Origin of the sequence: Mucilaginibacter gossypii (assembly GCF_017569325.2) — a bacterium.
Classification (GTDB): domain Bacteria; phylum Bacteroidota; class Bacteroidia; order Sphingobacteriales; family Sphingobacteriaceae; genus Mucilaginibacter; species Mucilaginibacter gossypii.
In genome coordinates, this window is sequence record NZ_CP071878.2 from 4,814,020 (window position 1) to 4,839,590 (window position 25,571).

A 25,571-nucleotide genomic window follows, 5' to 3' on the forward strand; every position below is an offset into this window, starting at 1 on the left:
ACTACATTAAATATAAAAGGTTACTTTGCTGTATTAAATTTATTTTTGATCTGTTAAGTTGTTTTAAGTGGTGTTGTAAATGAATGCGGATAAATTTAAACCATTGCCTGGCATTAAGCATTCCCATACGCGGGTGCTTGTATCTGTTAGCCGGCGATGATTCGGCAATGAGGGGCATAGTCGTTTCAACCCGCTTGCGGCATTTGATGATCAGGTTTTTGGCATCTTCCTTACTGATCTTATTGGCAGCCATTTTATCGCTTACCGCATTGGGGACTGTTGTTTTAACCGGCGGAAATTTACCTAACAACAGCAAGATCCGGCCTTCCCAATTAATGCCTTTTTTAGTTGGCTCGCAATTGCCGTGGGTACAACGTTCAAGCGCGATTGATGAACCCAGCGTAGCCTGCATAATATGGCTGTAAACCTCGGCAAACGACCAGCCGCCATCTTCCGGGGTAACATCAAACAACTCATCGGGGATAACATCCAGTTGTTTGCGGTATTCATCAAGGGCTGCATCAATAGCTTTACGTTCTTTGGCGATACTCATAAAAGTAAAGTTAACTCTTTTAAATGAGCAATATGCACGGGCACATCCTGAGGTTTTTCCGCATTAAAAGGATTAAAATAAATAGCGTCCATTCCAAAATTAAGCGCCCCGCGGATATCAGCTTCGATGCTGTCGCCAATCATCACACTTTCTTCTTTAGAGGCCCTGGCCAGGTCAAGCGCGTGTTGAAATATGGCTTTGTCCGGCTTGTTAACGCCAACATCTTCGGAGATGATAATGTTCTGAAAATATTTGGCCAGGTCGGTCCCCGCGATTTTTATCCGTGTTGAATCTTTAAACCCGTTCGAGATCAGGTGCAGGGTATATTTTGATTGCAGGTATTGCAATGTTTCGTGAGCATGCGGAAACAAGTTGGTTTTGGTAGGGCAAAGCTTTACGTAAGCATCCTCAAAATCAAGCGGCATCAGGTCGGGATGCAAACCAAGATCAGTAAAAGTTGATTTGAAACGGGCCTCGCGCAGTTCATCTTTGGTGATCTCGCCGATATGATACTGTGCCCAAAGGCGATGATTGTTACGGGTATAAGTTTCGATGAACAACTCGGCAGATTGCAAACCAATTTCGCCAAGCTGGTGAATAACATATAACTCATGCAGAGCCTCTTCGGCATTTTTATCAAAATCCCAGATGGTATGATCGAGATCAAAGAAGATGTGTTTGTATTGTTTCATGTCGGATTTCGGATATTCGATTTCTGAATTTTTTTTATTTCCTATTTATAAATCGAAAATTCAAAATTAAAAAATCTTAGTTGCTAAATCCGAAATCGAACATCCGAAATTCCAAATCAAGATAAATTCCGGGCTCAAGTTATTGCAATGCTTTGAATTGGGTCTTAAATGAAAAAAGCGGAACGGATACTGATTTATGACTTCCATCTTTATACAAAAAGAGGAACATGACGTGGTCATATTTCAGGAAACCATTTAAAACATCTACTCGTTTGTGGCTTTCATTGTCAATCACATAGCAGTCAACCATCCTGGTGGTGCAATCATTATCATCACACTTCTCAAATTTTAAGCGTGCTGTCAGTCCTTTTTCTATTTGCACTTCAAACTCTCCTGTCGAATTTTTAATGGTTTTGGCGAAGGCAATGAAAACTCCGTTGGTTTGATTGATATTGCTTGGTATAATAACCGAGATAAACACCGGCCGGGCCACCGATTTGTTTTTGGCTATGGTCATAGTCAGGTATTCAGTTGCGCCATCATGATCGTACGGCACATCTAAAAACATGATAGAACCCTTTGCTTCTGTCTGGATATCCCATGTGAATTTTTTAATAGCAAGGTTGGCTGCATCCTGGATATCTTTATTTGTACCCTGAGCGTGGCAAATTGTTGTCAAAAAACCTATGAGGATTACAAGCGCGAATATAAATTTCATGAATATTTAAGTATGCATTAAATATAATGGAAAACTATATGGCATCGGGCAATCATTAGAATAAATCCGAAATCGAACATCCGAAATTCGAAATCAAACTACACTTTTTCCCCAAATGCCAGGTCGCCCGCATCACCCAGACCAGGTACAATATAAGCTTTGCTGGTCATTTCGTCATCAACAGCGCAGAGCCACAGCTTGGCTTTTGGGAGATTGGCTTTAACATGCGCCACGCCTTCGGTGCTGGCAATTACAGCGGCAATGTGCAGCTCCTTTATTTTATACTGAGCCATCAACTCCTTACAAACCGATACAATACTTTGCCCGGTAGCCAGCATGGTATCGCACAAAATAAAGATCTTATCATCAAGGTTAGGGGTTGAGATATGATCCACCTGGATCAAAAAGCTGCCGTTGCGTTTCACCTTGCGATAAGCTGTGATAAATGCAGAGGGCGACCGGTCAAAAAACTGCATAAAGCCTTGGTGAAAAGGGAGCCCGGCCCGTAATATAATACCCAGCACCGGTTCGTCGGCCGGCATATTAACACTGGCTGTACCCAGCGGGGTTTGAATTTCTTTGGTTTCGTAATGTAATGATTTGCTCAGCTCATAAGCCAATATAACTCCTAACCTTTCCTGGTTCCGCCTAAAACGCGCCTTATCCTGCTGAATAACGGCATCCCGTAATTCAGCCAGAAACTGGTTGGCAATGGTATTGGTTTTATTGAGGATGAAAATCATGCTTAAATTTAAGCGTTTTTGAGCAATAATTTCACTATTTGTTTATTAAATGTCATACTGCACCATGAGAAGGATAATAAATTTTGAATATATGTAGTTAACTACGTAGATTTGTACATAAATATTAAAGTCATGGATACTACACCTGTTATCAGCTCACTCAACAATACTTATTGCCAGCAGATCATTGATATCATTTTACCAATTCAGCAAATAGAATTTAATGTGCCAATCACGCTTGAAGCCCAGCCCGACCTGCTTGATATTGAAAGCAATTACCACCAAACCGGCGGCAACTTTTGGGGAGCGATATATAACGAACAACTTGTTGGCACCATAGCCCTTATTGCTTTTGGAGATAACGCTGCTGCAATACGCAAAATGTTTATGCTTAAAGAATACCGGGGGAAGGAGCTGGGCATCGCGCAGTTACTACTTAATAATCTTATCGATTATTGTAAACAAAACAACATTGCCCACATTTATTTAGGCACAGTTGAGATGCTGAAAGCGGCCCATCGTTTTTATGAAAAAAATGGCTTTACCCGCCTTGCCAAACAGGATTTGCCTGAATCATTCCCGCTTATGGCTGCGGATACTATTTTTTATCAGTTACATTTGAACAATTAACAGCGGTATAATGAATGTTATTGACGAATCGGGAATTTTAGCAATTTCAACAAGGTTGCAGCGCCTGGCCGAGCAGCTGCGCAAGGAAGGCGTACTTATTTATAAAGCCAGCAATATTGATTTTGAACCCAAATGGTTCCCTGTTATTTACACTTTACATTTTAAGCCGCTTTTAAGCGTAGTGGAAATCGCCGCTGAAATTGGCTACACCCACCCTTCCACCATCAGCCTGTTAAAGGAATTGGAAAAAGAGAAATTGATCCGATCAAAAAAGGACAAGGCCGATGAAAGGAAGCGGCTTATCATGTTAACAACAAAAGGTCAGGAACTTATTGTGCGCATGAAACCCGTTTGGGAAATTATGAAAGCGGCCGCCGCGGAAATTGCCGATACCCAAAACAACCTGATGAAGGCTATTATTGAAGCCGAAGAGAAGATAAAGCAGCAGAGTTTTTTGGATAGGGCGTTACGTTTAAAGGCAGAAATATAATTTATTACCCCCGGCACAACAATGTTGACATACGGTTGTCATTACCATGTACTTATTTTGATTTGCAAACCCTGTTTCTGGATTATTTGTATTTTTACATAACAACATGGATTTTCAATTAACATCTCAATATAAACCAACCGGCGACCAACCTGAAGCTATAAGGCAGCTGGTTGAAGGTATAAATAACGGCGACCCTTATCAAACCCTTTTGGGGGTTACCGGATCGGGCAAAACCTTTACGGTTGCCAATATTATAGCACAAACACAAAAACCTACGCTGATCCTGAGCCACAACAAAACATTAGCGGCACAGCTTTATGGCGAGTTTAAGCAGTTTTTTCCCGAAAACGCGGTGAACTACTTTGTGTCGTACTATGACTATTATCAGCCGGAGGCATTTATCCCTACAACAAATACCTACATCGAAAAGGACCTGCAGATAAACGAGGAGATAGAAAAGCTTCGCTTACGTACTACTTCGGCTTTAATGTCGGGCAGGCGCGATGTGATCGTGGTATCGTCTATATCCTGCATTTACGGTATGGGCAACCCCGATGATTTTGCCGACTCGGTTTTCAAATTTGCCGTAGGTACCCGTATCAGCAGGAATGCTTTTTTACATCGCCTGGTCGAAATTTTATACGCCCGCACCACTGCCGATTTTAAACGAGGGACATTTAGGGTGAAGGGTGATACCGTCGATATTTTTCCGGCTTACCTGGATTATGCCTACCGCATCTCCTTTTTCGGTGATGATATCGAAGAGTTAAGCGCCTTTGATATCGGCACAGGTAAAACCATCGAAAAAATGACACACATGGTGGTTTATCCGGCCAATCTGTACGTTGCCCCCCGCGAGCGTTTTTTACAATCCATCTGGGCGATACAGGAAGAGTTGGAAACCCGCAAAAAACAGTTTATCGATGACAGCCGATTCCTGGAAGCCAAACGGCTGGAAGAAAGGGTTAATTACGACCTGGAAATGATCCGTGAGTTGGGTTACTGTTCCGGCATCGAGAACTACTCCCGCTTTTTTGACGGGCGCAAGCCTGGTGCGAGGCCGTTCTGCTTGCTCGATTATTTCCCGGAAGATTACCTGATGGTGATTGATGAAAGTCACGTAACCGTTCCGCAGATCAGGGCCATGTATGGAGGTGACCGTTCGCGCAAGATCTCGCTGGTTGATTATGGCTTCCGCCTGCCGGCGGCTTTGGACAATCGCCCACTTAATTTCCAGGAGTTTGAAAACCTTGCCCCGCAAACTGTTTATGTAAGCGCTACTCCCGGCGATTTTGAACTTGAAAAATCGGGTGGTGTGGTGGTTGAACAGGTGATCCGTCCGACAGGATTGCTTGATCCGGTGATTGATGTTCGCCCGGTGATAAACCAGGTGGATGACCTGCTTGACGAAGTAGATAAAACCATTAAAAAGGGCGACCGCGTACTGGTAACTACCCTAACGAAACGTATGGCCGAAGAACTGGCCAAATACATGGACAGGCTGGGTATTAAATGCCGTTATATTCACTCAGGAGTAAAAACACTGCAGCGCGTGGAAATTTTACGTGGCCTGCGCCTTGGCGAATTTGACGTATTGATAGGTATCAACTTACTGCGTGAGGGATTGGATTTGCCCGAAGTATCCTTAGTGGCTATTTTGGATGCTGATAAAGAAGGGTTCCTTCGGTCAGAACGCTCATTGATCCAAACCATAGGCCGTGCAGCACGTAATGACCGTGGCCGTGTAATCATGTATGCTGATACCATAACCGATTCGATGCAGATCACGATGGATGAAACCAACCGCCGCCGCGAAATTCAGATTGCGTATAACACGCAACATGGCATTACACCGCTAACGGTTGGCAAAACGCGCGAGGAAATTATGGAGCAAACCTCGGTGGTCGACTTTAAAGGCGGTGTACAGCAGGCTTATGTAGAAACCGATACGCTGACTCTTGCCGCCGATCCGATAGTTCAATATATGACCAAAGCCGACCTGAAAAAATCAATCGACAACACCAAAAAAGATATGCTTGCTGCAGCCAAGAACATGGATTTCCTTTTGGCCGCCAAGCTCCGCGACGAGATGTTTGCTTTGGAAAAGATGATGGAAGAGAAGTTTTAATTTGAAAATTTATTGATTTGAAGATTTGAAAACTACAGTCCCCACATTTTCAAATCTTCAAATTGCTTTATTTTCAAATTAAAACAGCGTCAGCTATCCCCAAATCATAATAAAACAATTTTACCGTTATATACCTTATATTTGTAAGCTCAAAATTAACAGTATGATTCTTATTCGTTTCCTGATCATATCTATCTGTATATTATACATTATTCGCAGCCTGGCTCGTTACCTGCTGCCTTTTCTTTTTGAAAGTGTTGTGAATAAAGCCCAGCAGCAATATCAACAGCAACAACGTAATTACAATGAAGGCCCAAAACCTGATGGAAAAATCAGGATCGACCATATCCCGCAGCCTAAAAAAGGCAGTGTACCCGACAGTGAAGGTGAATTTGTTGATTACGAAGAAGTAAAATAAACCTAACCAATAAATCATGGACACCAACCCTGTATTTAGAAGGCGTCAAAATCATAACAACACGCCCGAGTCAATTACGCTGATTATCACCAATGTCATCGTATTTATAGTGGCCACTCAAATTTTTGCCAATTGCACTAAGATTAGCACTTTTTACTGGGTGATCATGGGTGCGCTGGGCGTTTACAACTTTTTCAACATCCGCAAATACCGCGAAGATTACGGCAAAGTGCAGGTTATTGCTTATGTAATATCTATCATTGTGCTGATTGCCATGTTTTTCCTGCTGCGCAGCCGTGCGCAAACCTGTTAAGTTATTCCTTAACAAAACTTATAATTCCTATTCTCATTGTAATTTCTATTTTTGAGGAATATAATATCCATTTCAAAAAACTTAAATGAATAACTGGTTTAAGCGTAACGGCATTCATTTTGCCATAGCTGCAATTTTTTTAGTGATCTGCTTTATATTTTTAACCCCGGCTTTCCAGGGAAAAACATTAGGCGGCAATGACGTTACAAGGGCTCTATCAACCCAAAAAGAAATCAACGATTACAAAGCTAAAGACACTACGATACTCTGGACCAACCAGATCTATGGTGGTATGCCAACCTACCAGGTGTGGGCACCTTATAAAGCCAATTTAACTACATGGGTGGTTACTGCCATAAATTACACTTTCCCAACCCCTGTTGGTACAGTATTGTTATTCTTATTAGGTACATACTTCCTGTTTATTGTGTTAAAGGTTAATCCATGGCTTGCAGCGGCAGGTGCAATAGCGTTTACCTTTTCATCATATAATATCATTTTGCTAGTTGCCGGGCATGCGAATCAGGCCTTCGCCATAGCATTTTTCGGGCCGATACTTGCGGGTATCATCCTTACGCTTCGCGGCAAGCATTTACTTGGTTTCGCGGTTACAGCCTTGTTTCTTGCGTTAGAGATCAGGGCCAACCACATACAAATGACGTACTATTTGATGCTGGCCTTATTGATCATGGTGGGTATTGAGCTTTACCATGCTATCAAAAATAAAACCCTTAACAGCTTTCTAAAATCGCTGGGATATATAGCGGCGGCTACTCTTCTTGCGGTTTCTGTAAATGCATCCATATTATGGAGTACTGCCGACTATGGCAATGAAACCATCCGTGGCAAATCAAATCTCACAAGGCAAGCTGCAGAGCCCAATAACGGTTTGGCACGCGATTACGCCTTTGAATGGAGCCAGGGTGTTGGTGAATGTATTACTTTCCTTATTCCTAACGCTTATGGCGGCGGCGAACAAGGCTCTACCGATCCGGACTCACATGTAATCAAAGCGCTTAATGCAAGTGGAGCCGACCCTAATCAGGTTACCGGCATTTCGGCCAATTATCTACCCTTATATTGGGGTAATAAACCATTCACTGCCGGCCCATTCTATTTTGGTGCAGTAATTTGTTTACTGTTTGTATGGGGTTTAATGATTGTTAAAAACCGTATTAAATGGTGGTTGCTTGGTGCTGTGGTTTTAACTACGCTATTATCATTTGGCAGAAATTGGCCTTTTCTGTCTGATCTGTTCTTTAACTATTTCCCGCTTTACAATAAATTCCGTGCAGTTGATTCAATATTGGCAATTGTAGGTTTCTGCTTCCCAATCCTTGCTGTATTAGCAGTAAACGAAGCTATTATAAATGAAGATAAAGAAAGCCTGTTTAAAAAACTAAAAATTGCTTTTTACATTACCGGTGGCATTGTCCTAATTGTGGCCGTGGTACCTTCATTGCTGTTATCTTTCAGTGTTAGCGAACAACAAGCCGGCGTTATTGCACAAATTGGTCAGGCCCTTAAAACTGATAGTTCAGCCCTTACCCGCGCTTTAATTGCCGACAGGGAATCCATAGCACAAGCAGATGCTATCCGGTCACTTATATTCATTGCTATAGCATTTGGTATTGCATGGGCATTCCTTAAAAAGAAGATCAATCCAACTGTTGCATCGCTTGCTTTCCTGGCGCTGATCCTTGTTGACCTTTGGGGTATCGACAAACGCTATTTAAATCACGATAGCTTTGCGCCAAAACAAGACAATGAAACACCACAGCCACGCGAGGTTGACCAGTTTATCATGAAAGATAAAGATCCTGATTTTAGGGTGTTTGACGCCACACAATCAATCAAAGGCGATGGTCTTACACCATTTTTCTATAAATCGTTAGGCGGATACTCTGCTGCAAGGTTAAAACGCTGGGAGGAGCTTGTCGACAATCAATTAAGCAAAAGCATTAACCAGGATGTTTTGGATATGATGAACGTGAAGTACATTATTAATTCTGATCCAAAAACACAAAACGTAGGTATGCAGGTAAATCAAACTGCCTGCGGCCATGCGTGGTTTGTAAAAAGCATTAAATATGCCGACAATGCCGACCAGGAAATGGTAGCCATCAGCAGTTTTACACCAAAAGATGAAGCTATTGTTGATAAACAATACAAAAGCATTATCGACGAAAAAACTTTGGGAGCAGGTGCCGGCGAAGGCAAAATTGAGCTTACCAGCTACTCGCCCGACCATATGGTTTACACAAGCGGTTCTACCGCCTCACAAATTGCGGTTTTCTCCGAAGTATACTATAACAAAGGCTGGAAAATGTATATCGACGGTGTTGAAAAACCTTATTTCCGTGCCGATTATCTATTACGTGCTGCTCAGATCCCAATCGGTAACCACAAAATTGAGTTTATTTTCCACCCGGCTTCATACTACACCGGCGAGAATATTTCATTAGCAGGTTCAATCCTACTGGTGCTTGCCTTAGGTGGTGCCGCTTATACCGAAAACAAAAAGAAAACTCCGGCTCCCAAACCGGCTGATAAGAAAAAAGCTTAATCAAAGCTTACATTAAAGAAAAGCGATGGGTTGATACTCATCGCTTTTTTTGTGGTACATTATTTATGGGTACATTCATGATAAGAATAATAATCGGTTCACAATCTGAAAAGATTGTAACTTTGAAAAAACCTTATCACAAATAGAATGAAAGAATTAATACAGCAAAACAAATTTGATGAGCTCAAATTTGCCCTCCAAAATTCAAATAGCCAGTTAAAAATACATCAGGTTCTTGCGCGGGCTTTAAACGGCAACCATTTGGAAGAGACTGACTATGGCTTTGAGGCGAATATGTACCAGGAAGAATTTTTAGAAGGTTTTGATTTGTATAAGGTATTAAACAAATCAGAAATTCCCCAAAACCAGCTTCAGGAGTATAAAATTGCATTAACGTTCCTGGTATTTAAAATGGGGGGATTCATAAAACTTTTAGCTGATAAAACCATGCAACAAGGGTTATATCTTTCACAAGTTGAAAACGTATATAAAGTTGATCCCTCCTTAAGAAACGAATTACAGGCGTTTATTGATTTATTAAAAGAAACAAATGATGTGCAGGCCATTGCAAATACCTCCGCTGCAAAAGCGCAAATAAGCCTATCGGTGGCCGATCTGCTCGAAAAGTACGAAATTGGGCAAGATATGCTGCAATTTGCCAGGGGATACGAAGATGCGGGCTTAAAAGACGAGGCTACCCGGATCTACATAAATATACTATCGGATTTTGAATGTGAATCTGCAAAAACATCAAGTAATTTATTCCCTGAAATCACTCACGTTGATACACGTAGTAATGAGGAGATAGAAATTTTTGAAAAAGCTAAAAGTCGCTTTGAAACAATTACAGGCGCCAATCTTCCCACAATAAAAAGAGTTAGACCGGATAATGATGCTAATGCAGAAAAATTAGTTGAAGCGGTAGATAAACATGAAATATCTTTAGAAGTAGAAGAAAATTACCCGATCAGCTTTTGGGACCGGGTTAAACGATTTTTCAGCTAAGGCTCAAGTGGCCTAATCATTAGTACGCCTGTTCTTCAACCAATACCAGCCCAAATTAAAGGCGATAACAAAGTGGTAAAAAACAGTTGGCAACAACCCGTAGTTCCGTTTCATGATATCGAAACGCTCCATCAAACTTTGGCGATGCTTTTTCTTTGACATGCCCCCTACCAGGTATTTGGCCACGTAACGGTTAACGTTAACGATCTTTTTAGCCTTTTTTGCCGCGCGGATTATCCAGTCGATATCCGAACTCAATTGATATCTTGGGTCATAGGGTTCTGCCAGCGAACGCCTGATATAGATAGCCTGGTGACTAATGCTCATGCCATATTTAAAACCGCGCCAGGTAAACTTAGCTGGTGCTTTGTGACGGCGCTGTCCTAAACTACTGCCATCATCGGCTATCATTTCTGTTTCGCCATAATAAATGTCGGCATCCTCTGCAGCAGCAAAAACCGCGGCAACGGTTTCGTTATCATAAAACTCATCGCCCGAATTCATGAAGATCACATAATCGCCGGTAGCTAAAGCAAGCCCTTTGTTCATGGCATCATAAATGCCCTCATCTTTTTCGCTGATGAATTTGGTTATTTGACTTTTGTATTGATCAATTACTTGTAAGGTGCCATCGTTAGATAAACCATCGACAATAACGTATTCGATATTGCTATAAGTTTGGTTGATTACCGACTGTATGGTACGTTCAATATCGCGCACATTGTTATAAACAATAGTAACAACGCTTAACCGGGGACTAAACATCGGCACCTCCCCTGTTTAAAAGTTGATTATAAACTTCGATATGCTTTTTAGCGATCACTTCTTCCGAAAAACTATCCATGATAGTTTGCCGGGCCTGTTGGTTAAGCTTGTCCCTTTCCGGATGCTTAATGATCCATTCCATCCCATCGGTAAAACTTTCGGACGAACGATAGGTTGCGAGGTAACCACTATGCTGATGCTGCACCATATCCGGGATGCCACCTGTAGTAAAAGCGATTACGGGTGTACCACAGCTCAGGCTTTCCATTACAGTGTAAGGTAAATTATCCTCAAGGGATGGGATCAAAAAAGCATCAGCGGCTGCATAATGTAGGGCCAGCTTTTCATCATTATTAATAGTTCCTAAGAAACTGGTTTTAAAAGGAAAGTCGGGCAGGTTTTCTGTGCCCCGGTTTCCAAAAACCACCAGTTCTACCTGATCGGTTTCAGCGCCTAAACGCTGCCTGAGCAGTTCCATGCTCTCTAATAGATATTGAGTACCTTTATGCAGATCTTTACGCGATGGCATAAATCCGCTTAAAAAGATAAATTTATCCGTCGGCAGGCCCGCTTTGGATTTTGCCTCCTTTTTGTTTATCGGTTTAAAAACATCGGTTTCCAGCGTATTTGGAATATTGCTTGCGGCTTTGCCCCGCATCAAACTGCTTTTCTTTACAGAATCTTGCATCCATAAACTTGGGGCGATAATGTTGAAGTCGAGTTGCTGATAAGCCCTATTTTTTTGCTGCCAGATGCGGTGCGAAATATCATCATCGGCAGATTTGATCAGTAGCGGGCAGTTACCGCATTGTTGCTGGTAATGATCGCAGGTATAGCGCACATGACAACCACCGGTAAAGGCATTGCTGTCATGAAAGGTCCACACCACAGGCTTGCCCAGCTTTCTAATTTCGGCTATATGTTTGGGATCCAGAAAGCCATGATTAATCCAATGCAGGTGAATGATATCGGCATTTTTAACATCGGGATGTTTGATTACCGAACGGCCAAACCAGGTAAAGGAAAAAGGTGTACGGCTATCGGGTTTTAGAAAACGTTTAGCCAATATCCGTTCCAGAATAATAGTTGCGGCCGTATATGATTTTTGGATAATATTACGGTTAAAAGTCTTGATATCAGGATTATTTCCAAATTTATAATGTACTATAATTTTAGAATCGATATTTTGGCTAAGTAATGCCCGGTTAAGGCGCATGCAGGCCCTGCCCGCGCCGCCATTACCGTCATACGTATTGAGGTGCACCACTTTTAACATGGCTCAAAAATACATTTATTCATAAAACTTAAACCATATATGAAGAAACTATACATCGTATTGTTTTTGGCAGCACTGTGCCAAACCAGCCTTAAAGCCCAAACAACCGGAAGCTATTTTACATCTAACCCAACCCTAACACCCGATGGCAAAACTGTAATTTTCAGTTACGAAGGCGATCTTTGGAAAGCCGATATCAACAGCCCAGCCGCCACGCGATTGACCGCCATGCAGGGAGAAGAAACCAGCCCGCGGGTATCGCCCAACGGGCAATGGCTGGCCTTTTCATCAAACCAGTTTGGCAACAACGATGTGTACGTGATGCCCCTCGCCGGCGGCGATATCAAGCAACTTACCTATAATGATGCCGGCGATAATGTGGATTCCTGGACCTGGGATTCGAAATCCATTTACTTTAACTCAAGCCGTTACAATGGTTTCAGTGAATACAAAGTAGCTGCTACCGGCGGAACACCGGTGCGGTTGTTCGGTCATTATTTTAATACCATTCACGGCGTTGTTGAACATCCGCAAACAGGCGAGCTATTTTTCAGCAATACCTGGGAGAGTATTTATTTCCCAAGCCGCAAGCATTATAAAGGCGCTTACAATCCCGATATTCAATCGTACAATCCTAAAACCAAAGCCTATAAAAAATATACCGACTGGCAGGGCAAGGATTTCTGGGCCACCCTTGACCAGAAAGGAAACATCTATTTTGTATCCGACGAAGGCAACGAAGAATATAACCTGTACACTTTTATTGATGGTAAAAAAACTGCGTTAACCCAGTTCCCGACATCCATTAAACGCCCGCAGGTAAGTGCCGATGGCAGCAAGGTAGTGTTTGAAAAAGATTACCAGATTTTTGTTTACGATGTGGCATCCAAACAAACTCAGAAGCTAAGCTTAAACCTGTTCCGCAATAATGTACTGCCCAAAGACCAATCGTTTGAAACAGGCGGTAAAATTGATGGGGCAGCATTATCACCCGATGGCAAAAAGCTGGCTTTTGTATCCCGCGGCGAATTATTTGTAAGCGATGCCGAAGGTAAATTCGGCAAAAAACTGGAGCGTAATACCAGCGAACGCGTTACCGAAGTAAGCTGGATGAGCGATAACAAAACCCTCATTTTTGGTCAAACCCTGGGTGGCTATCCTAACTGGTACACCATAGCAGCCGATGGCAGCGGTGCCGAAAAACAGCTTACTACAGATAAAGGCAGCAATCGCCTGTTGAGTATGAATAAAGACCGCACACAAGCCATTTATCTGAGCGGCCGTAATGAACTGAAACTTTTGGATCTGAAAACACTCACATCAAAAACTATTGTTACCGATGAGTTTTGGGGATTCTACAACCCTCCTCCGCGCTTTTCGCCAAATGGCGAGTACGTGGTATACAACGCTTACCGCAATTTTGAGATGGACGTTTTTGTTTATGAGATAAAAACCGGGAAAATACTGAACCTTACCAATAGCGGTGTTACAGAATCGGCGCCATTCTGGTCGCCGGATGGTAAGTATATTTATTTTGCGTCATCCCGTACACAGCCCGAGTATCCTTACGGCTCAAAAGATGCCCACGTTTACCGGATGCCTTTGCAAAAGTATGATGATCCTTTTAAGATGGACAAGTTTACGGCGCTGTTTAAAGAGGAGAAAAAAGACGACGATAAAAACAAAAAGGATAAGGACAAAAAAGCGTCTAACAAAAAGAAACCTTTATCCGAGCAGCCAACGCCTAAACCGCCTGCCGATATTGTGATAGACACCGAAGAACCGATGAAAAGACTGGAACGCATCAGCCCGGAGTTTGGCCAGGCGCAGGGCCCCAATGTGATTCAAAAAGGAGATAAAACATTGGTATACTATGCCTCAAACCATAGCGAAGGTAAGGGGGCGCTTTACCGTACCACCCTTGAAGCTTTTGAAGACCCTAAAACTGAAAAAGTTGGCAACGGCGACTTCGGCAATTACAACATTTTTGGCAACGGTGATAAATATTTTGTACTGGCCGGAGGCAATATCTATACCCTAAACATCGATGCTAACAAAGTGGATAAGTTAGATATCAATTACAGTTTTACCCGTAACATGGCGGGGGAATTTACGCAGATGTTTGACGAAACCTGGGCCGGCCTGGATGAAAACTATTACGATGGCAATTTCCACGGGGCCGACTGGAAAAAGGTTCATGACAGCTATAAAACATTTGTACCTTATATTAATAACCGGGCCGACCTGCGCCTGTTGTTGAATGACATGCTTGGCGAGCTTAACTCGTCGCACCAGGGTTTTTACTCAAATGGCAGCGAGGAAAAGAAAACCCTCTCCTACCGTACCATGGAAACCGGGATCATTTTTGATAACGATTCGCCATACAAAGTTAGCGGTATAGCTATCCGCAGTAATGCCGATAGAGCCGGCATTGATGTAAAACCGGGCGATATCCTGAAAGCAGTGAACGGCGTTACGGTTGATGAAAAGCAGGACCGCAACTATTACTTCAGCAAGCCATCACTTGATAAGGAGATTGAGCTAACCTTTAATCGTGGTGGCAAAGAAATCAAAGTAAAGCTTCACCCAGAGTCAACCGGTGACCTGTCGGGCAATCTTTACGACGACTGGATCAAGACCAATGCTAAAACAGTTGCAGAAAGAAGTAAAAACCGCATTGCCTATTCATACATGAAAAACATGGGCGATGGCGCCCTGGAAGATTTCCTGGAAGATATGGTTGATGATGCCTACAACAAAGATGCCCTTATCCTCGACCTGAGATATAATACCGGCGGTAACGTGCATGATAATGTTTTAAAATTCTTGTCTCAAAAACCCTATTTGCAATGGGCTTACCGCGACGGTAAAAAAACACAGCAATCAAACTTTGCACCTGCGGCCAAACCGATCATCCTGCTCATGAATGAGCAAACCCTTAGCGACGGCGAGATGACCTCACAAGGCTTTAAACAACTGGGCTTGGGCAAAATTATCGGCACCGAAACCTACCGTTGGATCATTTTTACCAGTGGTAAAGGTTTGGTTGATGGTTCTTTTTACCGCATTCCTGCCTGGGGCTGCTACACCCTTGATGGCAAAGACATTGAGAAAACTGGTGTAACACCAGACATTTATGTAAAAACAGATTTTGCTGACAGGATTGAAAATAAAGATCCGCAATTGGATAGGGCTATTGAGGAGATTTTGAAACAGTTGCCTCCTGCTACATCAAAAGGAGAAAAATAATCTGTTCATATTTTATCGAACTATTTTTTAATTTTAAATTGGCTGGTCGTTTATCATGACCGGCCAATTTTTTTCCTAAACAATCGCAAAATGTCTGAAGTAACAAACATTGAAACAAGTGCCAAAGGGCCTGAAAACATTACTCATATTCCGAAAATAGCCTACCCTAATATTAAATCTGTTGTAAGACTATTTTTCATGTACCTTGTTTTTCTGATCATCGTTATAATAACCGCAGGCATTGTATTTATGAATACTCCAAAAGAATTTCCGGCGGTGAGATCGATATTCAAAGTATTGACGAATGCTGCTCCTATACTAATGGCAATACAGTATACTTTAAAAAGGAGTGAAAAACAACAAGGTTATCCATCAACCATAAATTATAATAAAATTGAAGGGTGGCTTATCCCGGTGCTGATTATAGCGGCAACAGCATTCTCAATCATTTTAGAACGAATTTCGGTATTGCTACCAATGCCTTTGAAGGTTCGGGAGATATTTGAGAGGTTGTTCACCAAAGATCTGTTCTCGTTCATGAGTGTTGTTATTATAGCTCCAATCGTAGAGGAAATATTATGCAGGGGCATTATTTTAAAAGGATTATTAAAAAATTATGCACCTAACAAAGCCATAATCATTTCTGCGATCCTTTTTAGCGTACTGCACTTAAATCCCTGGCAGGCTATTCCAGCATTTTTCGGGGGCTTATTTTTAGGTTGGATTTATAATAAAACGCAATCCGTAATTCCGGGAATGATTTTTCATGCTGCCATAAATGCTACAGGATTTGCATTTTTGTTTTTAGGGAACTCCAAACAAGATCTGCCTGATCTTTTTGGAAAGATGTATTATCCGGTTCTGTTGATTTCCGCATTAGTTTTCACTGTATCATGCATCTTCATCAACAAAAAAGTGAAGGTTGCCGTAACCAACCAATCTCTAACCACTAACCTCCAATCACTTATTTAGAACTTATCCAAATAACATTTGTGTAAAGCACTGAGGGCTTTCAAATGTTATTTTTTGTAAATTCGCCGCTCTAAGGCCAGTTAATGGGCTTAACGTCAATTTCTTTTACTTTTCACCTAAAAATCAAATACAAATGGCTTTTGATTTAGATATGATCAAAAAGGTTTACGACCGCTACAGCACACGTGTTGATGCTGCCCGTAAAGCGACCGGTAAACCCCTAACTTTAACCGAAAAGATTTTATATGCCCACCTTAGCGAAGGCGATGCTCAAAAAGCATTTGGTCGCGGGGTTGACTATGTTGATTTTGCACCAGACCGTGTAGCTATGCAGGATGCTACTGCTCAGATGGCCCTTTTGCAGTTTATGCAAGCCGGTCGCCCGCAGGTTGCCGTTCCATCTACCGTACATTGCGATCACCTTATACAGGCTAAAATTGGCGCTGTTGAAGATTTAAGCACCGCTGTTGACGTTAACCGCGAAGTTTATGACTTCCTGGCTTCAGTATCTGATAAATATGGTATCGGTTTCTGGAAAGCCGGTGCAGGTATCATTCACCAGGTAGTGTTAGAAAACTACGCTTTCCCGGGTGGTATGATGATCGGTACCGACTCACATACTCCTAATGCAGGTGGTTTGGGTATGATTGCTATTGGTGTTGGTGGCGCTGATGCCTGCGACGTAATGGCCGGCTTACCATGGGAGCTTAAATTCCCTAAACTGATCGGTGTTAAATTAACCGGTAAACTTTCTGGTTGGACTTCAGCTAAAGACGTTATCCTGCGTGTTGCTGGTATCCTTACTGTAAAAGGTGGTACCGGTGCTATTGTTGAGTACTTTGGAGAAGGTGCACGTTCAATGTCGGCAACCGGTAAAGGTACCATCTGTAACATGGGTGCCGAGATTGGTGCCACTACCTCTATCTTCGGTTACGACGAAAAAGCTGCCGCTTACTTAAAAGGTACAAAACGTGCCGATATCGCTGAACTTGCTGATGCTATTGCCGAGCACTTAACCGGCGACGAAGAAGTTTACGCTAACCCAGAGCAATATTTCGACCAGGTTATCGAAATCAACCTGAGCGAGCTTGAACCACATGTAAACGGTCCGTTTACTCCGGATTTGGCTTGGCCTATCTCTAAATTTGCTACCGCTGTTAAAGAAAACGGCTGGCCTACTAAATTAGAGGTTGGTTTGATTGGTTCATGTACCAACTCATCTTACGAAGACATTACCCGTTCGGCTTCTATCGCTAAACAGGCTATCGATAAAAAATTAAAAACTCAGGCCGAGTTCACCATCACTCCGGGTTCTGAGCAGGTACGTTACACTGTTGACCGCGACGGTTACCTTGCAACTTTCGCTCAAATGGGCGGTGTGGTATTGGCTAACGCCTGCGGACCATGTATCGGCCAGTGGGCCCGTCATACTGACGATCCTACCCGTAAAAACTCTATCATCACTTCGTTTAACCGTAACTTCGCTAAACGCCAGGATGGTAACCCTAACACCCACGCATTCGTAGCGTCTCCTGAAATTGTTACTGCTTTCGCTATCGCAGGCGATTTAACTTTTAACCCACTTACCGACACTTTAACTAACGAAGCCGGTGAGCAAGTTAAATTTGATGAGCCTCAAGGTATCGAACTACCGGTAAAAGGTTTCGCTGTTGAAGATGCAGGCTACCAGGCACCAGCCGAGGACGGCAGCAAAGTTGAAGTTATCGTTTCTCCAACTTCATCACGTTTGCAATTGCTTGAGCCATTCAAAGCATGGGAAGGTACCGACATTACAGGCCTTAAATTGCTGATCAAAGCCAAAGGTAAATGTACTACCGACCATATTTCAATGGCCGGCCCATGGTTGAAATTCCGCGGTCACCTGGATAACATTTCAAACAATATGCTGATCGGCGCTATCAACTACTTTAACCTTACTGCCGATAGCGTTAAAAACGAATTAACCGGCGAGTACGGTCCGGTTCCGGCTACTCAGCGTGCGTATAAAGCCGCAGGTATCGGTTCGATAGTAGTAGGCGACGAAAACTATGGCGAAGGTTCATCACGTGAGCACGCGGCTATGGAACCACGTCACTTGGGTGTACGTGCTATATTGGTAAAATCATTTGCCCGTATCCACGAAACCAACCTTAAAAAACAAGGTATGCTGGGTATCACTTTCGCCGATCCTAACGATTACGAAAAGATCCAGGAAGATGATAACATCGATATCACCGGCTTAACTACTTTTGCCCCAGGCAAACAGTTAACCGTTGTATTACACCACAAAGATGGTTCAACCGAATCATTCCCTGTAAACCACACTTATAATGCCCAGCAAATTGAGTGGTTTAAAGCAGGCGGTGCGTTGAATATCATACGTAAACAAATGGCGTCTTAAGCTGAAAGCCGAAAGGTTAAAGCTATAAAATTGAAAAGCCTCCCCTAACGGGGAGGCTTTTTTGTTGAACGATGGATTAAACCAATAACCGATTGATCACTCGTTCAAGTATTCTTTAATTCCGATATCCAAAATTTATGTTCCTGATCTAAAAAAACCAGATAGAATGTATCATAAATTACATGCCCGATTAAGCAATGCAGACCGTTTACATGGATTCTCGCCCATTTTGCATCCTGGGGAACTTGCTTGGGGTGAGAAAATTCTGTTTTATTACTTGGTGGAAAATCCCCGTATACTGTAAATTTATCGGAGTATTGCTTAAATAAAGGTTGAAAACAATAATTCCATAATGTGTTCAAAGCTTCTCCAAGCATCTTGCTTTCTTGCCATTCTTCAAATCGCTGACCTTGTTCTCTATCAAAATGCTCAAAACTAATTTTGAATAATCCATTATCAACAAGATCCGATACTGACTTTTTCTTTTCTATCGCTTCGGCGATTATGGACTTCTTTTGATTAGGCTTAATCTTAGATTTAGCCATAAACCTCTTGGCGATAGTATTTCTTCATTAACTCCTTATCGATCACAACTTCACACCTATCGGCGGCGCTATATCCCCTTCTGGCGTTAATCCATGGTTCTTCGCTGTGTGTCATATTCTCAAGTTGAGTGGAGGAGATTTTGCTTAATTCTTCAACCGTTTCATTGATAAAATCAACTTGATCTTGAGTCAGTGTGTTTTTTAAAACTTCATCAGGATTATTCTCACCCTCACTTTTCTGATAAGTCAATTCAGTATGAAGGATTGATTTATTTTTTAAAGAATCATAAATTTTCTTCGAAACGGGACCGTGAACCCAAGCTTGAAAATCATCGTCAATAACTGAGTCATTGAAATACGCAAGATGATATCCTTCAATATAGTACAGGATTTTTTGCAATTTTAAATGAGACATAGGTCCCCAATTTTGCAAAATGTATTCCGACAATATGTAAGAATCTATCCTTTTTATATCTTTTACTTCGGTTATCATAATAAGTAATTCTCTATCAAATATATAACTAATTTATTTTGCGAAGGTTTAACTTATGTAATTTAAATTTCCTGTGTGATGAAAAATTCCGACTAACAAATAAGATCAATCAATTGATCTTATTTGTTAAATTAAAATTAAAAATCAATTACTTACAAGCGCAATTAAAATCGATATTTGATACAAAAACAAAAGCCACATGAATATTCACGTGGCTTTTGTTGATACGAGAAGCCAAAAATTAAAATTTATACCTTACAAACGCTTCCATAGCTTCGTATTCAGCCAAACCAAGGCGGTCATAACGTTGAGCAGTGTCACGGGTACGGTCTTCTGCTCTTACCCAGAACTCCCTTGCATCATCACCAGGGAATACCGGAGTATCTTTTTGCGACTGGTGTTTGAAGATCGCATTTCGCTTCCTGATCACCTCCTGTGGCGACAATGGTACTGCCATCTCTATTTCATGTGTTTCAAACTCGTGCCATGCACCACGGTACATCCACAGCCAGCAATCTTCTACCCAGGCTTCTTTACCTTTTAATCTTTCCAGTGCAGCTAAGATGATTTTGAAGCATACCAGGTGCGTACCATTAGGATCTGCAAAATCGCCCGCTGCAAAGATCTGCTGTGGTTTTACTTTTTGAAGCAGGTCGATAGTCAATTGAATATCTTCCTCACCTACCGAGTTTTTCTTCGTTTTACCGGTTTCGTAAAACGGCAATGCCATAAAGTGGATATGATCATCCTCTAAACCGGCATACCTCGCTCCGGAAATAGCTTCCGTTTTCCTGATAAACCCTTTTACGTTTCTGATCTCCTGGGTATCGATCTCGTTTGGTTGTTTGGTTGGGAAGAAGGCACGCATATCTTCATATGATTTTTGAAGATGCGTTGTGTCCTCGCCAATGCTTTTTGTAAAGTCGATAGCAAATTCCATGTATCTCAACACGTCATCATCCCATACGGCGGTATTGCCTGATGTTTGGTAAGCTACGTGTACATCATGCCCCTGGTCTACCAAACGGATAAAGGTACCGCCCATCGAGATCACGTCATCATCAGGGTGTGGTGAAAAAATGATACTTCTCTTTTTAGCAGGCAGTGCCCTTTCCGGCCTTTGCGAATCATCCGCATCCGGTTTACCACCCGGCCAGCCGGTGATGGTATGCTGAATTTGGTTAAAGATATCAATATTGATATTGTATACAGGCCCCTGCTCTACCGCAAGTTGCGCCATGCCGTGGTTATTGTAATCTTCTTCGGTTAGTTTCAGTACCGGTTTGTTAACCTCATTCGCTAGCCAGATCACAGCCTTTTTCTTTAACTGGTTATCCCACACGCAATCTTTCACCAGCCACGGGGTATCAAACCGGGTCAGTTCTGATGCAGCATCTGCATCCAATACAAATTCCACATGTTGTGATAATTGCAGGTAAGTGGCAGGTACTTCACCCGAGATCTCCCCTTCCACCGCTTTTTTGATGATCGGTGCTTTCTTCTTGTTCCAGGCCATCAGGATGATTTCCCTGGCTTTGAAGATGGTACCGATCCCCATGGTAATGGCTTTAGTTGGCACGTCGGCTTTACCACCAAAATCGCGGGCAGCATCACGTCTGGTCAGGTCGTCAAGCGTTACCATCCTGGTACCTGAGTTTGGTGCAGAACCCGGCTCGTTGAAGCCGATGTGACCTGTACGACCGATACCCAGGATCTGAAGGTCTAAGCCGCCCAATTCTTCTATTTGCTTTTCATAGGCTAAACAGAACGCAACAACTTCGTCTTTATCCAAAGTGCCATCAGGGATGTGCACATTGGCTTTATCTATATCAATATGGCTGAAAAGGTTTTCGTACATAAAAGTCACATAGCTTTGAACTGCTGTGGGCTTCATCGGGTAGTACTCATCCAGATTGAAAGTGATCACATTCTTAAAGCTCAAGCCTGCTTCTTTGTGCTGTCTTACCAGTTCGGCATATACCCCTATCGGGGTTACACCGGTGGCAAGTCCCAATACCGCTTTTTCACCTTTAGCTTGTTTCGCGCGGATCAGATCTGCTATCCGGTTCGCTACCGCTACCGAAGCTTCCTGCTGGTTGCTGTACACGCTCACAGGTAACTTCTCGTAACGCGTCTCTTCCAATAAATTTAATCGTGCCATAATTTTCTCAGAACCTATATGTTATATGTTAAAGTTTAAAAAGTCGCTATACAAAAAACCCCCGCCAAGGGCGAGGATTTTTATCAAACCAATTAACAAAAATGTTTATCCTCACCGACATGAGGGTAAAGTAAAGTGCGTATAATAATATGCTGTGCATTATCAATACAAACTTACTAAAACAAAATTTGAATTAAAAGAACTTTTTAAATTTTTTTAATAAGTATTTTATCCAGAAAAGGTATGGTTTGATGCTGAGCTTGGTTAAAATTTGCATTGCCACTCCTTATAAAACGTTATCATTAGATAGAGCAGCGCGGGTTGATTGGTGGAGAGAAGGAAAAATCTTATACGCTATGCAAAGTTGCCGTCATGGTTTGCAAGGCATATTGTATAAGATTTCTCACTCGTTCCTCGTTTCGAAATGACATTTTTATATATAAAGGCAAAAGAGTTCCTGATGGGCAGGAATACTCTTTTTGCTAACCAATTATAAAACATAAATCATGAGAGGAGAAGAGATGCAGGGGTGGAATCGAACCATCCGTTTGCTGCCGGCCAGCACCTGCCATTTAGTTTAAAAATGAACCCCATTTGCAAACTAATCTGTTGCAAATATATAAATATTCTATTAAATCTATATGTTTAGTAGAATTTATTCATAAAACATTCATTTCCCTTAAAGAGGGCATTAATGGCAGCTTTTTAAGCTTATGATCAACGTTGATCAAACTTATTGGAGCAGATCTTTTCGAAAGGAACAGGGTATTGTTCCCCTAATGATTTCTCGTATTCGACGCTAAACTCCTCATAAATTTTCCGGGCATGTTCAATACCTTTGGTACGGCGCAGGGCTTTGAGCTTAAACTTAATGCCGATATCATTGAAAGGATCGATATTCAACACAATACGTGAGATCTCCAGTGCTTTTTTATAATCAAAAGCATCATAAGCCTTTTTTATTACCGGCAAAATAACCGGCATCAGCGCTTCTTCGTACTCCTGCTTAAAATCATCAAGCCAAATTTCAGGAATATACTGCAACAGCCCGCCACGGGCAATTAAGTCGAGATAATTGAACGCAGATGGTTCACCAATATTAGTTTGTTTAAGTGCCTCTCTCACCACAAAATAATCGCAATAAAAATCTTCGGTGCTGATAAAACTATAGGTATCATTTAAAAAGGCAAGTTCCAGGCCATCTATATCCGAAAGTATGTTGCGAAGGTGATTGATGGTCACACCACGGATATTCTTAGTTTTGACCACATCCTTATCCGGCCATAGCGTAGTGGAAATTTTTTTTGATACCACACCATTCTTTTCGCGGCTGTTTAACAAAATAAGAATAAACAGCTGCTTGATCTTGGGACTGAACAGGTAAGTAATATCCCGTTTATTTTTATCATAAACAGTAAACTCGCCCAGGAGGTAAACAGCGTTGGCTTTGTTACCTGTTTCAGTTTCAATTTTTTGTTCGGCAATACGCTCTTCGTTAACAGTAACGGGTTCATCGTTATCCTTTCTCCGCCTTAAGAAAAACACGACAATCCCGCATAACAATACAAATGCAGACGCGCCACCCAATATCCTGTATAAAGTAAAAGATTTGCTTTTGGGCTGGTGGGCGGCCACAAATGCCTCCTGGCTCACGGGCGGCGCGGTAAGTGCAAAGATTTTTATGGTAGACCGGGATGGTGTTTCAAACTCCTGGGTAGTGCAATAAAATACATCCTGCTTAGCATTGTAAAACAGGTTATGGTCTGTTTCTATCCGTTCGGACACAACCGGGATGGTACCGCTTACTACCTGGTACGACCCATCTTTTATTGAAAATTTGTACAGACGTAAACTCGTTTTAGGCCGTTCGTGCGGATAACATAGCACATAAAAAAACTGCTTATCTTTTGATACAATGAGATTATTGGCTGGTACAAACGCTTCTTCATCCGGCTTGATCTCCCAGAGTCTTTTAATGCTATGCTTATCCAGGTTAACCCGGTAGAGGTCATAATAGTGCATCCCGCCTACTACCTGGTTGCCCGACTGGTTGCCGTAGCCGCCAAAAATGTAAACATCGTTGTTTTGGTTGGCGGTACTTGCAGCCGAAAAGAACCGGGGATTGATCACATCGCCGGTGAAGATTTGCTTTTGCCAGGTATCTGAAGCTTTATCGTATTTAAAAAAGTTATCATAGTATTTAAATGACCCGTACCCGCCAAACAGGTAAAAGTTATTAAAGTATTTATCGTAAAAAATATTATGATGATGCCTTTGCTCCATTATGGTCGATTTACCATAAAAATCCCAGTTAAGGCTGTCGAGGTTGAAGGAAGCTATACTTGGAGCGGGCTGCGGGGCTCTGAGCACTTCATATATGTAACATTTATTTTCTTTAAGGTTTACAATACTTTTGCCCAGGTGCAAGGGTACTGCCAGTTTATTTTTGAATGGTTTTGTTCCTACTGCATCCCGCCCGGCATCATAAAACACCAGGGAATCACTCTTGAAGATGAAGAATTGCTCATTTTTTTCATTAAAGTTGATCCCCGCAACCTCATTAAAAGTGTGTATGAATTTCTGTTTCCAAAAGTATGACTCATTGATAAGCCATGCAGGGTTATCAACATGCCCCAGGTTATCTCCGTCAATCGTAAAAACATCATTCCCGGTCCATTCGCTAAGCCGGAAGGTATAGGATTTATCATCATTGCTGACAACCAGGTTTTTAATGGCCATATTCGGCACATCCGAATAATGTTCGTTTTTGCCAAAGGTGATCTTCGCGGTTATTTTACCGTTAAAACCCAATCCGACAGCCCGGTACCATTTTCCGTTTATGGATATGCCTACTTTATCGCCTTTGAGATCAAGATCAACTATCACCTTAAACCATTTACGCCGTTTCAGCATAGTATCGGCAAGGGGGATGCTGAGTTTATTACTCCGGCTATCAATATTGAAATTGAGGAACGAACCATGATTGTAAATCGCACTCAGGCTGTAGGAGTTTCCCTTATCATCGGTTAAGTTTAAAATATAGCCAAGGTGCTGATTATCCCACAATGAAAGGTCGAAACCAATCACCAGCTGATCATGAAAAGTTGGCAGATCATCCTTAAAAACCTGGTAAGACGTGCGCTTGCTCATCAGGCTGTCATTTGAACCAAACTGCAATCCCTGCCCCCTGCTCTCAGTTGCAGACAGCAGTATAATAAAAAGCAATACAAGCTTACATGCCCTTTTTGAAAGCATTAAAACCTTACTTTTTCCCACCATTTATAATACATGTTTAAACTTGCTGATCAGAACAGCGCTACAGGTTAGAATAATGTGCTAAATTATACATTTTTTGAGTACCTCAGGTGGGGGATTTTCATCATTTCGGCCGTCTGTTTGCCGATCAATGTGCAATTAGACCAAACCCGCAATAATTTTATTGGAGGCCAT

Annotated in this window: 20 protein-coding genes; 10 read left to right on the plus strand and 10 right to left on the minus strand. The window is 42.0% G+C overall.

All coding sequences use genetic code 11. From position 1 onward, the window contains the following. Position 1: 1 nt before the first annotated feature. The 4 genes from J3L18_RS20110 to upp form a co-directional block, all read right to left on the minus strand. Positions 2–553 (minus strand): DinB family protein, encoded by a 552-nt coding sequence (locus tag J3L18_RS20110; RefSeq protein ID WP_129571827.1) that lies wholly within the window; start codon positions 551–553, stop codon positions 2–4. After that, positions 550–1,245 carry a YjjG family noncanonical pyrimidine nucleotidase gene (locus J3L18_RS20115; protein WP_129571828.1) on the minus strand — a complete coding sequence of 232 codons (696 nt, stop codon included), beginning with the start codon at positions 1,243–1,245 and terminating at the stop codon, positions 550–552. Before J3L18_RS20115 ends, J3L18_RS20110 begins: the two co-directional genes overlap by 4 nt. Before the next feature lie 139 nt (positions 1,246–1,384). Beyond that, positions 1,385–1,963 carry a hypothetical protein gene (locus tag J3L18_RS20120; protein WP_129571829.1) on the minus strand — a complete coding sequence of 193 codons (579 nt, stop codon included), beginning with the start codon at positions 1,961–1,963 and terminating at the stop codon, positions 1,385–1,387. 98 nt (positions 1,964–2,061) lie between these two features. Next, positions 2,062–2,706: a uracil phosphoribosyltransferase gene (upp, locus tag J3L18_RS20125; RefSeq protein WP_112651510.1), complete on the minus strand. Its 645-nt coding sequence runs from the start codon at positions 2,704–2,706 to the stop codon at positions 2,062–2,064. Between the two features lie 132 nt (positions 2,707–2,838). Between upp and J3L18_RS20130 the strand changes: the two genes are divergently transcribed. The 7 genes from J3L18_RS20130 to J3L18_RS20160 all read left to right on the plus strand — a co-directional run bounded on the left by J3L18_RS20130 (position 2,839) and on the right by J3L18_RS20160 (position 10,259). Next, positions 2,839–3,336 carry a GNAT family N-acetyltransferase gene (locus J3L18_RS20130; RefSeq protein WP_129571830.1) on the plus strand — a complete coding sequence of 166 codons (498 nt, stop codon included), beginning with the start codon at positions 2,839–2,841 and terminating at the stop codon, positions 3,334–3,336. 10 nt (positions 3,337–3,346) lie between these two features. Beyond that, positions 3,347–3,826 carry a MarR family transcriptional regulator gene (locus J3L18_RS20135; RefSeq protein WP_129571831.1) on the plus strand — a complete coding sequence of 160 codons (480 nt, stop codon included), beginning with the start codon at positions 3,347–3,349 and terminating at the stop codon, positions 3,824–3,826. A gap of 106 nt (positions 3,827–3,932) precedes the next feature. Continuing rightward, positions 3,933–5,957 (plus strand): excinuclease ABC subunit UvrB, encoded by a 2,025-nt coding sequence (gene uvrB, locus J3L18_RS20140; protein WP_129571832.1) that lies wholly within the window; start codon positions 3,933–3,935, stop codon positions 5,955–5,957. A gap of 163 nt (positions 5,958–6,120) precedes the next feature. Continuing rightward, a complete protein-coding gene (locus J3L18_RS20145; protein ID WP_091174527.1) occupies positions 6,121–6,375 on the plus strand; it encodes a DUF4834 family protein in 255 nt (84 codons plus the stop codon). Positions 6,376–6,391: 16 nt separating this feature from the next. Beyond that, the gene (locus J3L18_RS20150) at positions 6,392–6,688 is read left to right on the plus strand and encodes a hypothetical protein (protein WP_091174524.1); all 297 of its coding nucleotides are present in this window, start codon (positions 6,392–6,394) and stop codon (positions 6,686–6,688) included. Positions 6,689–6,773: 85 nt separating this feature from the next. Beyond that, positions 6,774–9,254: a glycosyltransferase family protein gene (locus J3L18_RS20155; protein ID WP_129571833.1), complete on the plus strand. Its 2,481-nt coding sequence runs from the start codon at positions 6,774–6,776 to the stop codon at positions 9,252–9,254. 147 nt (positions 9,255–9,401) lie between these two features. After that, positions 9,402–10,259, plus strand: a complete 858-nt coding sequence (locus J3L18_RS20160; protein ID WP_146749936.1) for a hypothetical protein — start codon at positions 9,402–9,404, stop codon at positions 10,257–10,259. 12 nt (positions 10,260–10,271) lie between these two features. Here the strand turns inward: J3L18_RS20160 and J3L18_RS20165 are convergent, their stop codons facing one another. Beyond that, positions 10,272–11,024 (minus strand): glycosyltransferase family 2 protein, encoded by a 753-nt coding sequence (locus J3L18_RS20165; RefSeq protein WP_129571835.1) that lies wholly within the window; start codon positions 11,022–11,024, stop codon positions 10,272–10,274. Further along, positions 11,017–12,300: a glycosyltransferase family 4 protein gene (locus J3L18_RS20170; protein ID WP_129571836.1), complete on the minus strand. Its 1,284-nt coding sequence runs from the start codon at positions 12,298–12,300 to the stop codon at positions 11,017–11,019. The genes J3L18_RS20165 and J3L18_RS20170 overlap by 8 nt, the downstream gene beginning before the upstream one ends. Positions 12,301–12,339: 39 nt before the next feature. Here J3L18_RS20170 and J3L18_RS20175 point away from each other — a divergent pair, with 39 nt between their 5' ends. From J3L18_RS20175 to J3L18_RS20185, 3 genes are all read left to right on the plus strand, one after another. Next, on the plus strand, positions 12,340–15,549 hold the full coding sequence (locus tag J3L18_RS20175; RefSeq protein ID WP_129571837.1) for a S41 family peptidase: 3,210 nt from the start codon (positions 12,340–12,342) through the stop codon (positions 15,547–15,549). 90 nt (positions 15,550–15,639) lie between these two features. Beyond that, positions 15,640–16,521 carry a CPBP family intramembrane glutamic endopeptidase gene (locus tag J3L18_RS20180; RefSeq protein WP_129571838.1) on the plus strand — a complete coding sequence of 294 codons (882 nt, stop codon included), beginning with the start codon at positions 15,640–15,642 and terminating at the stop codon, positions 16,519–16,521. A gap of 133 nt (positions 16,522–16,654) precedes the next feature. Next, the gene (locus J3L18_RS20185) at positions 16,655–18,922 is read left to right on the plus strand and encodes an aconitate hydratase (protein ID WP_129571839.1); all 2,268 of its coding nucleotides are present in this window, start codon (positions 16,655–16,657) and stop codon (positions 18,920–18,922) included. A 104-nt stretch (positions 18,923–19,026) separates the two neighbouring features. Here J3L18_RS20185 and J3L18_RS20190 read toward each other — a convergent pair whose 3' ends face one another. From J3L18_RS20190 to J3L18_RS20205, 4 genes are all read right to left on the minus strand, one after another. Continuing rightward, positions 19,027–19,467, minus strand: coding sequence for a hypothetical protein (locus J3L18_RS20190; RefSeq protein WP_129571840.1), 441 nt, complete (start codon positions 19,465–19,467; stop codon positions 19,027–19,029). Then, positions 19,460–19,960 carry a Panacea domain-containing protein gene (locus J3L18_RS20195; RefSeq protein ID WP_129571841.1) on the minus strand — a complete coding sequence of 167 codons (501 nt, stop codon included), beginning with the start codon at positions 19,958–19,960 and terminating at the stop codon, positions 19,460–19,462. The genes J3L18_RS20190 and J3L18_RS20195 overlap by 8 nt, the downstream gene beginning before the upstream one ends. Before the next feature lie 241 nt (positions 19,961–20,201). Beyond that, the gene (nagB, locus tag J3L18_RS20200) at positions 20,202–22,121 is read right to left on the minus strand and encodes a glucosamine-6-phosphate deaminase (protein WP_129571842.1); all 1,920 of its coding nucleotides are present in this window, start codon (positions 22,119–22,121) and stop codon (positions 20,202–20,204) included. 717 nt (positions 22,122–22,838) lie between these two features. Continuing rightward, positions 22,839–25,400 (minus strand): Kelch repeat-containing protein, encoded by a 2,562-nt coding sequence (locus tag J3L18_RS20205; RefSeq protein ID WP_129571843.1) that lies wholly within the window; start codon positions 25,398–25,400, stop codon positions 22,839–22,841. Positions 25,401–25,571 lie beyond the last annotated feature (171 nt).

Bases quoted from the DNA above. Each gene is read 5' to 3' on its own strand.
- J3L18_RS20180 (WP_129571838.1), top strand. From the start codon at position 15,640: ATGTCTGAAGTAACAAACATTGAAACAAGTGCCAAAGGGCCTGAAAAC.
- J3L18_RS20135 (WP_129571831.1), top strand. From the start codon at position 3,347: ATGAATGTTATTGACGAATCGGGAATTTTAGCAATTTCAACAAGGTTG.
- nagB (WP_129571842.1), bottom strand. From the start codon at position 22,121: ATGGCACGATTAAATTTATTGGAAGAGACGCGTTACGAGAAGTTACCT.
- J3L18_RS20185 (WP_129571839.1), top strand. From the start codon at position 16,655: ATGGCTTTTGATTTAGATATGATCAAAAAGGTTTACGACCGCTACAGC.
- J3L18_RS20115 (WP_129571828.1), bottom strand. From the start codon at position 1,245: ATGAAACAATACAAACACATCTTCTTTGATCTCGATCATACCATCTGG.
- J3L18_RS20110 (WP_129571827.1), bottom strand. From the start codon at position 553: ATGAGTATCGCCAAAGAACGTAAAGCTATTGATGCAGCCCTTGATGAA.
- uvrB (WP_129571832.1), top strand. From the start codon at position 3,933: ATGGATTTTCAATTAACATCTCAATATAAACCAACCGGCGACCAACCT.
- J3L18_RS20175 (WP_129571837.1), top strand. From the start codon at position 12,340: ATGAAGAAACTATACATCGTATTGTTTTTGGCAGCACTGTGCCAAACC.
- J3L18_RS20120 (WP_129571829.1), bottom strand. From the start codon at position 1,963: ATGAAATTTATATTCGCGCTTGTAATCCTCATAGGTTTTTTGACAACA.
- J3L18_RS20145 (WP_091174527.1), top strand. From the start codon at position 6,121: ATGATTCTTATTCGTTTCCTGATCATATCTATCTGTATATTATACATT.
- J3L18_RS20160 (WP_146749936.1), top strand. From the start codon at position 9,402: ATGAAAGAATTAATACAGCAAAACAAATTTGATGAGCTCAAATTTGCC.
- J3L18_RS20205 (WP_129571843.1), bottom strand. From the start codon at position 25,400: ATGGTGGGAAAAAGTAAGGTTTTAATGCTTTCAAAAAGGGCATGTAAG.
- J3L18_RS20155 (WP_129571833.1), top strand. From the start codon at position 6,774: ATGAATAACTGGTTTAAGCGTAACGGCATTCATTTTGCCATAGCTGCA.
- J3L18_RS20170 (WP_129571836.1), bottom strand. From the start codon at position 12,300: ATGTTAAAAGTGGTGCACCTCAATACGTATGACGGTAATGGCGGCGCG.
- J3L18_RS20130 (WP_129571830.1), top strand. From the start codon at position 2,839: ATGGATACTACACCTGTTATCAGCTCACTCAACAATACTTATTGCCAG.
- upp (WP_112651510.1), bottom strand. From the start codon at position 2,706: ATGATTTTCATCCTCAATAAAACCAATACCATTGCCAACCAGTTTCTG.
- J3L18_RS20165 (WP_129571835.1), bottom strand. From the start codon at position 11,024: ATGTTTAGTCCCCGGTTAAGCGTTGTTACTATTGTTTATAACAATGTG.
- J3L18_RS20150 (WP_091174524.1), top strand. From the start codon at position 6,392: ATGGACACCAACCCTGTATTTAGAAGGCGTCAAAATCATAACAACACG.
- J3L18_RS20190 (WP_129571840.1), bottom strand. From the start codon at position 19,467: ATGGCTAAATCTAAGATTAAGCCTAATCAAAAGAAGTCCATAATCGCC.
- J3L18_RS20195 (WP_129571841.1), bottom strand. From the start codon at position 19,960: ATGATAACCGAAGTAAAAGATATAAAAAGGATAGATTCTTACATATTG.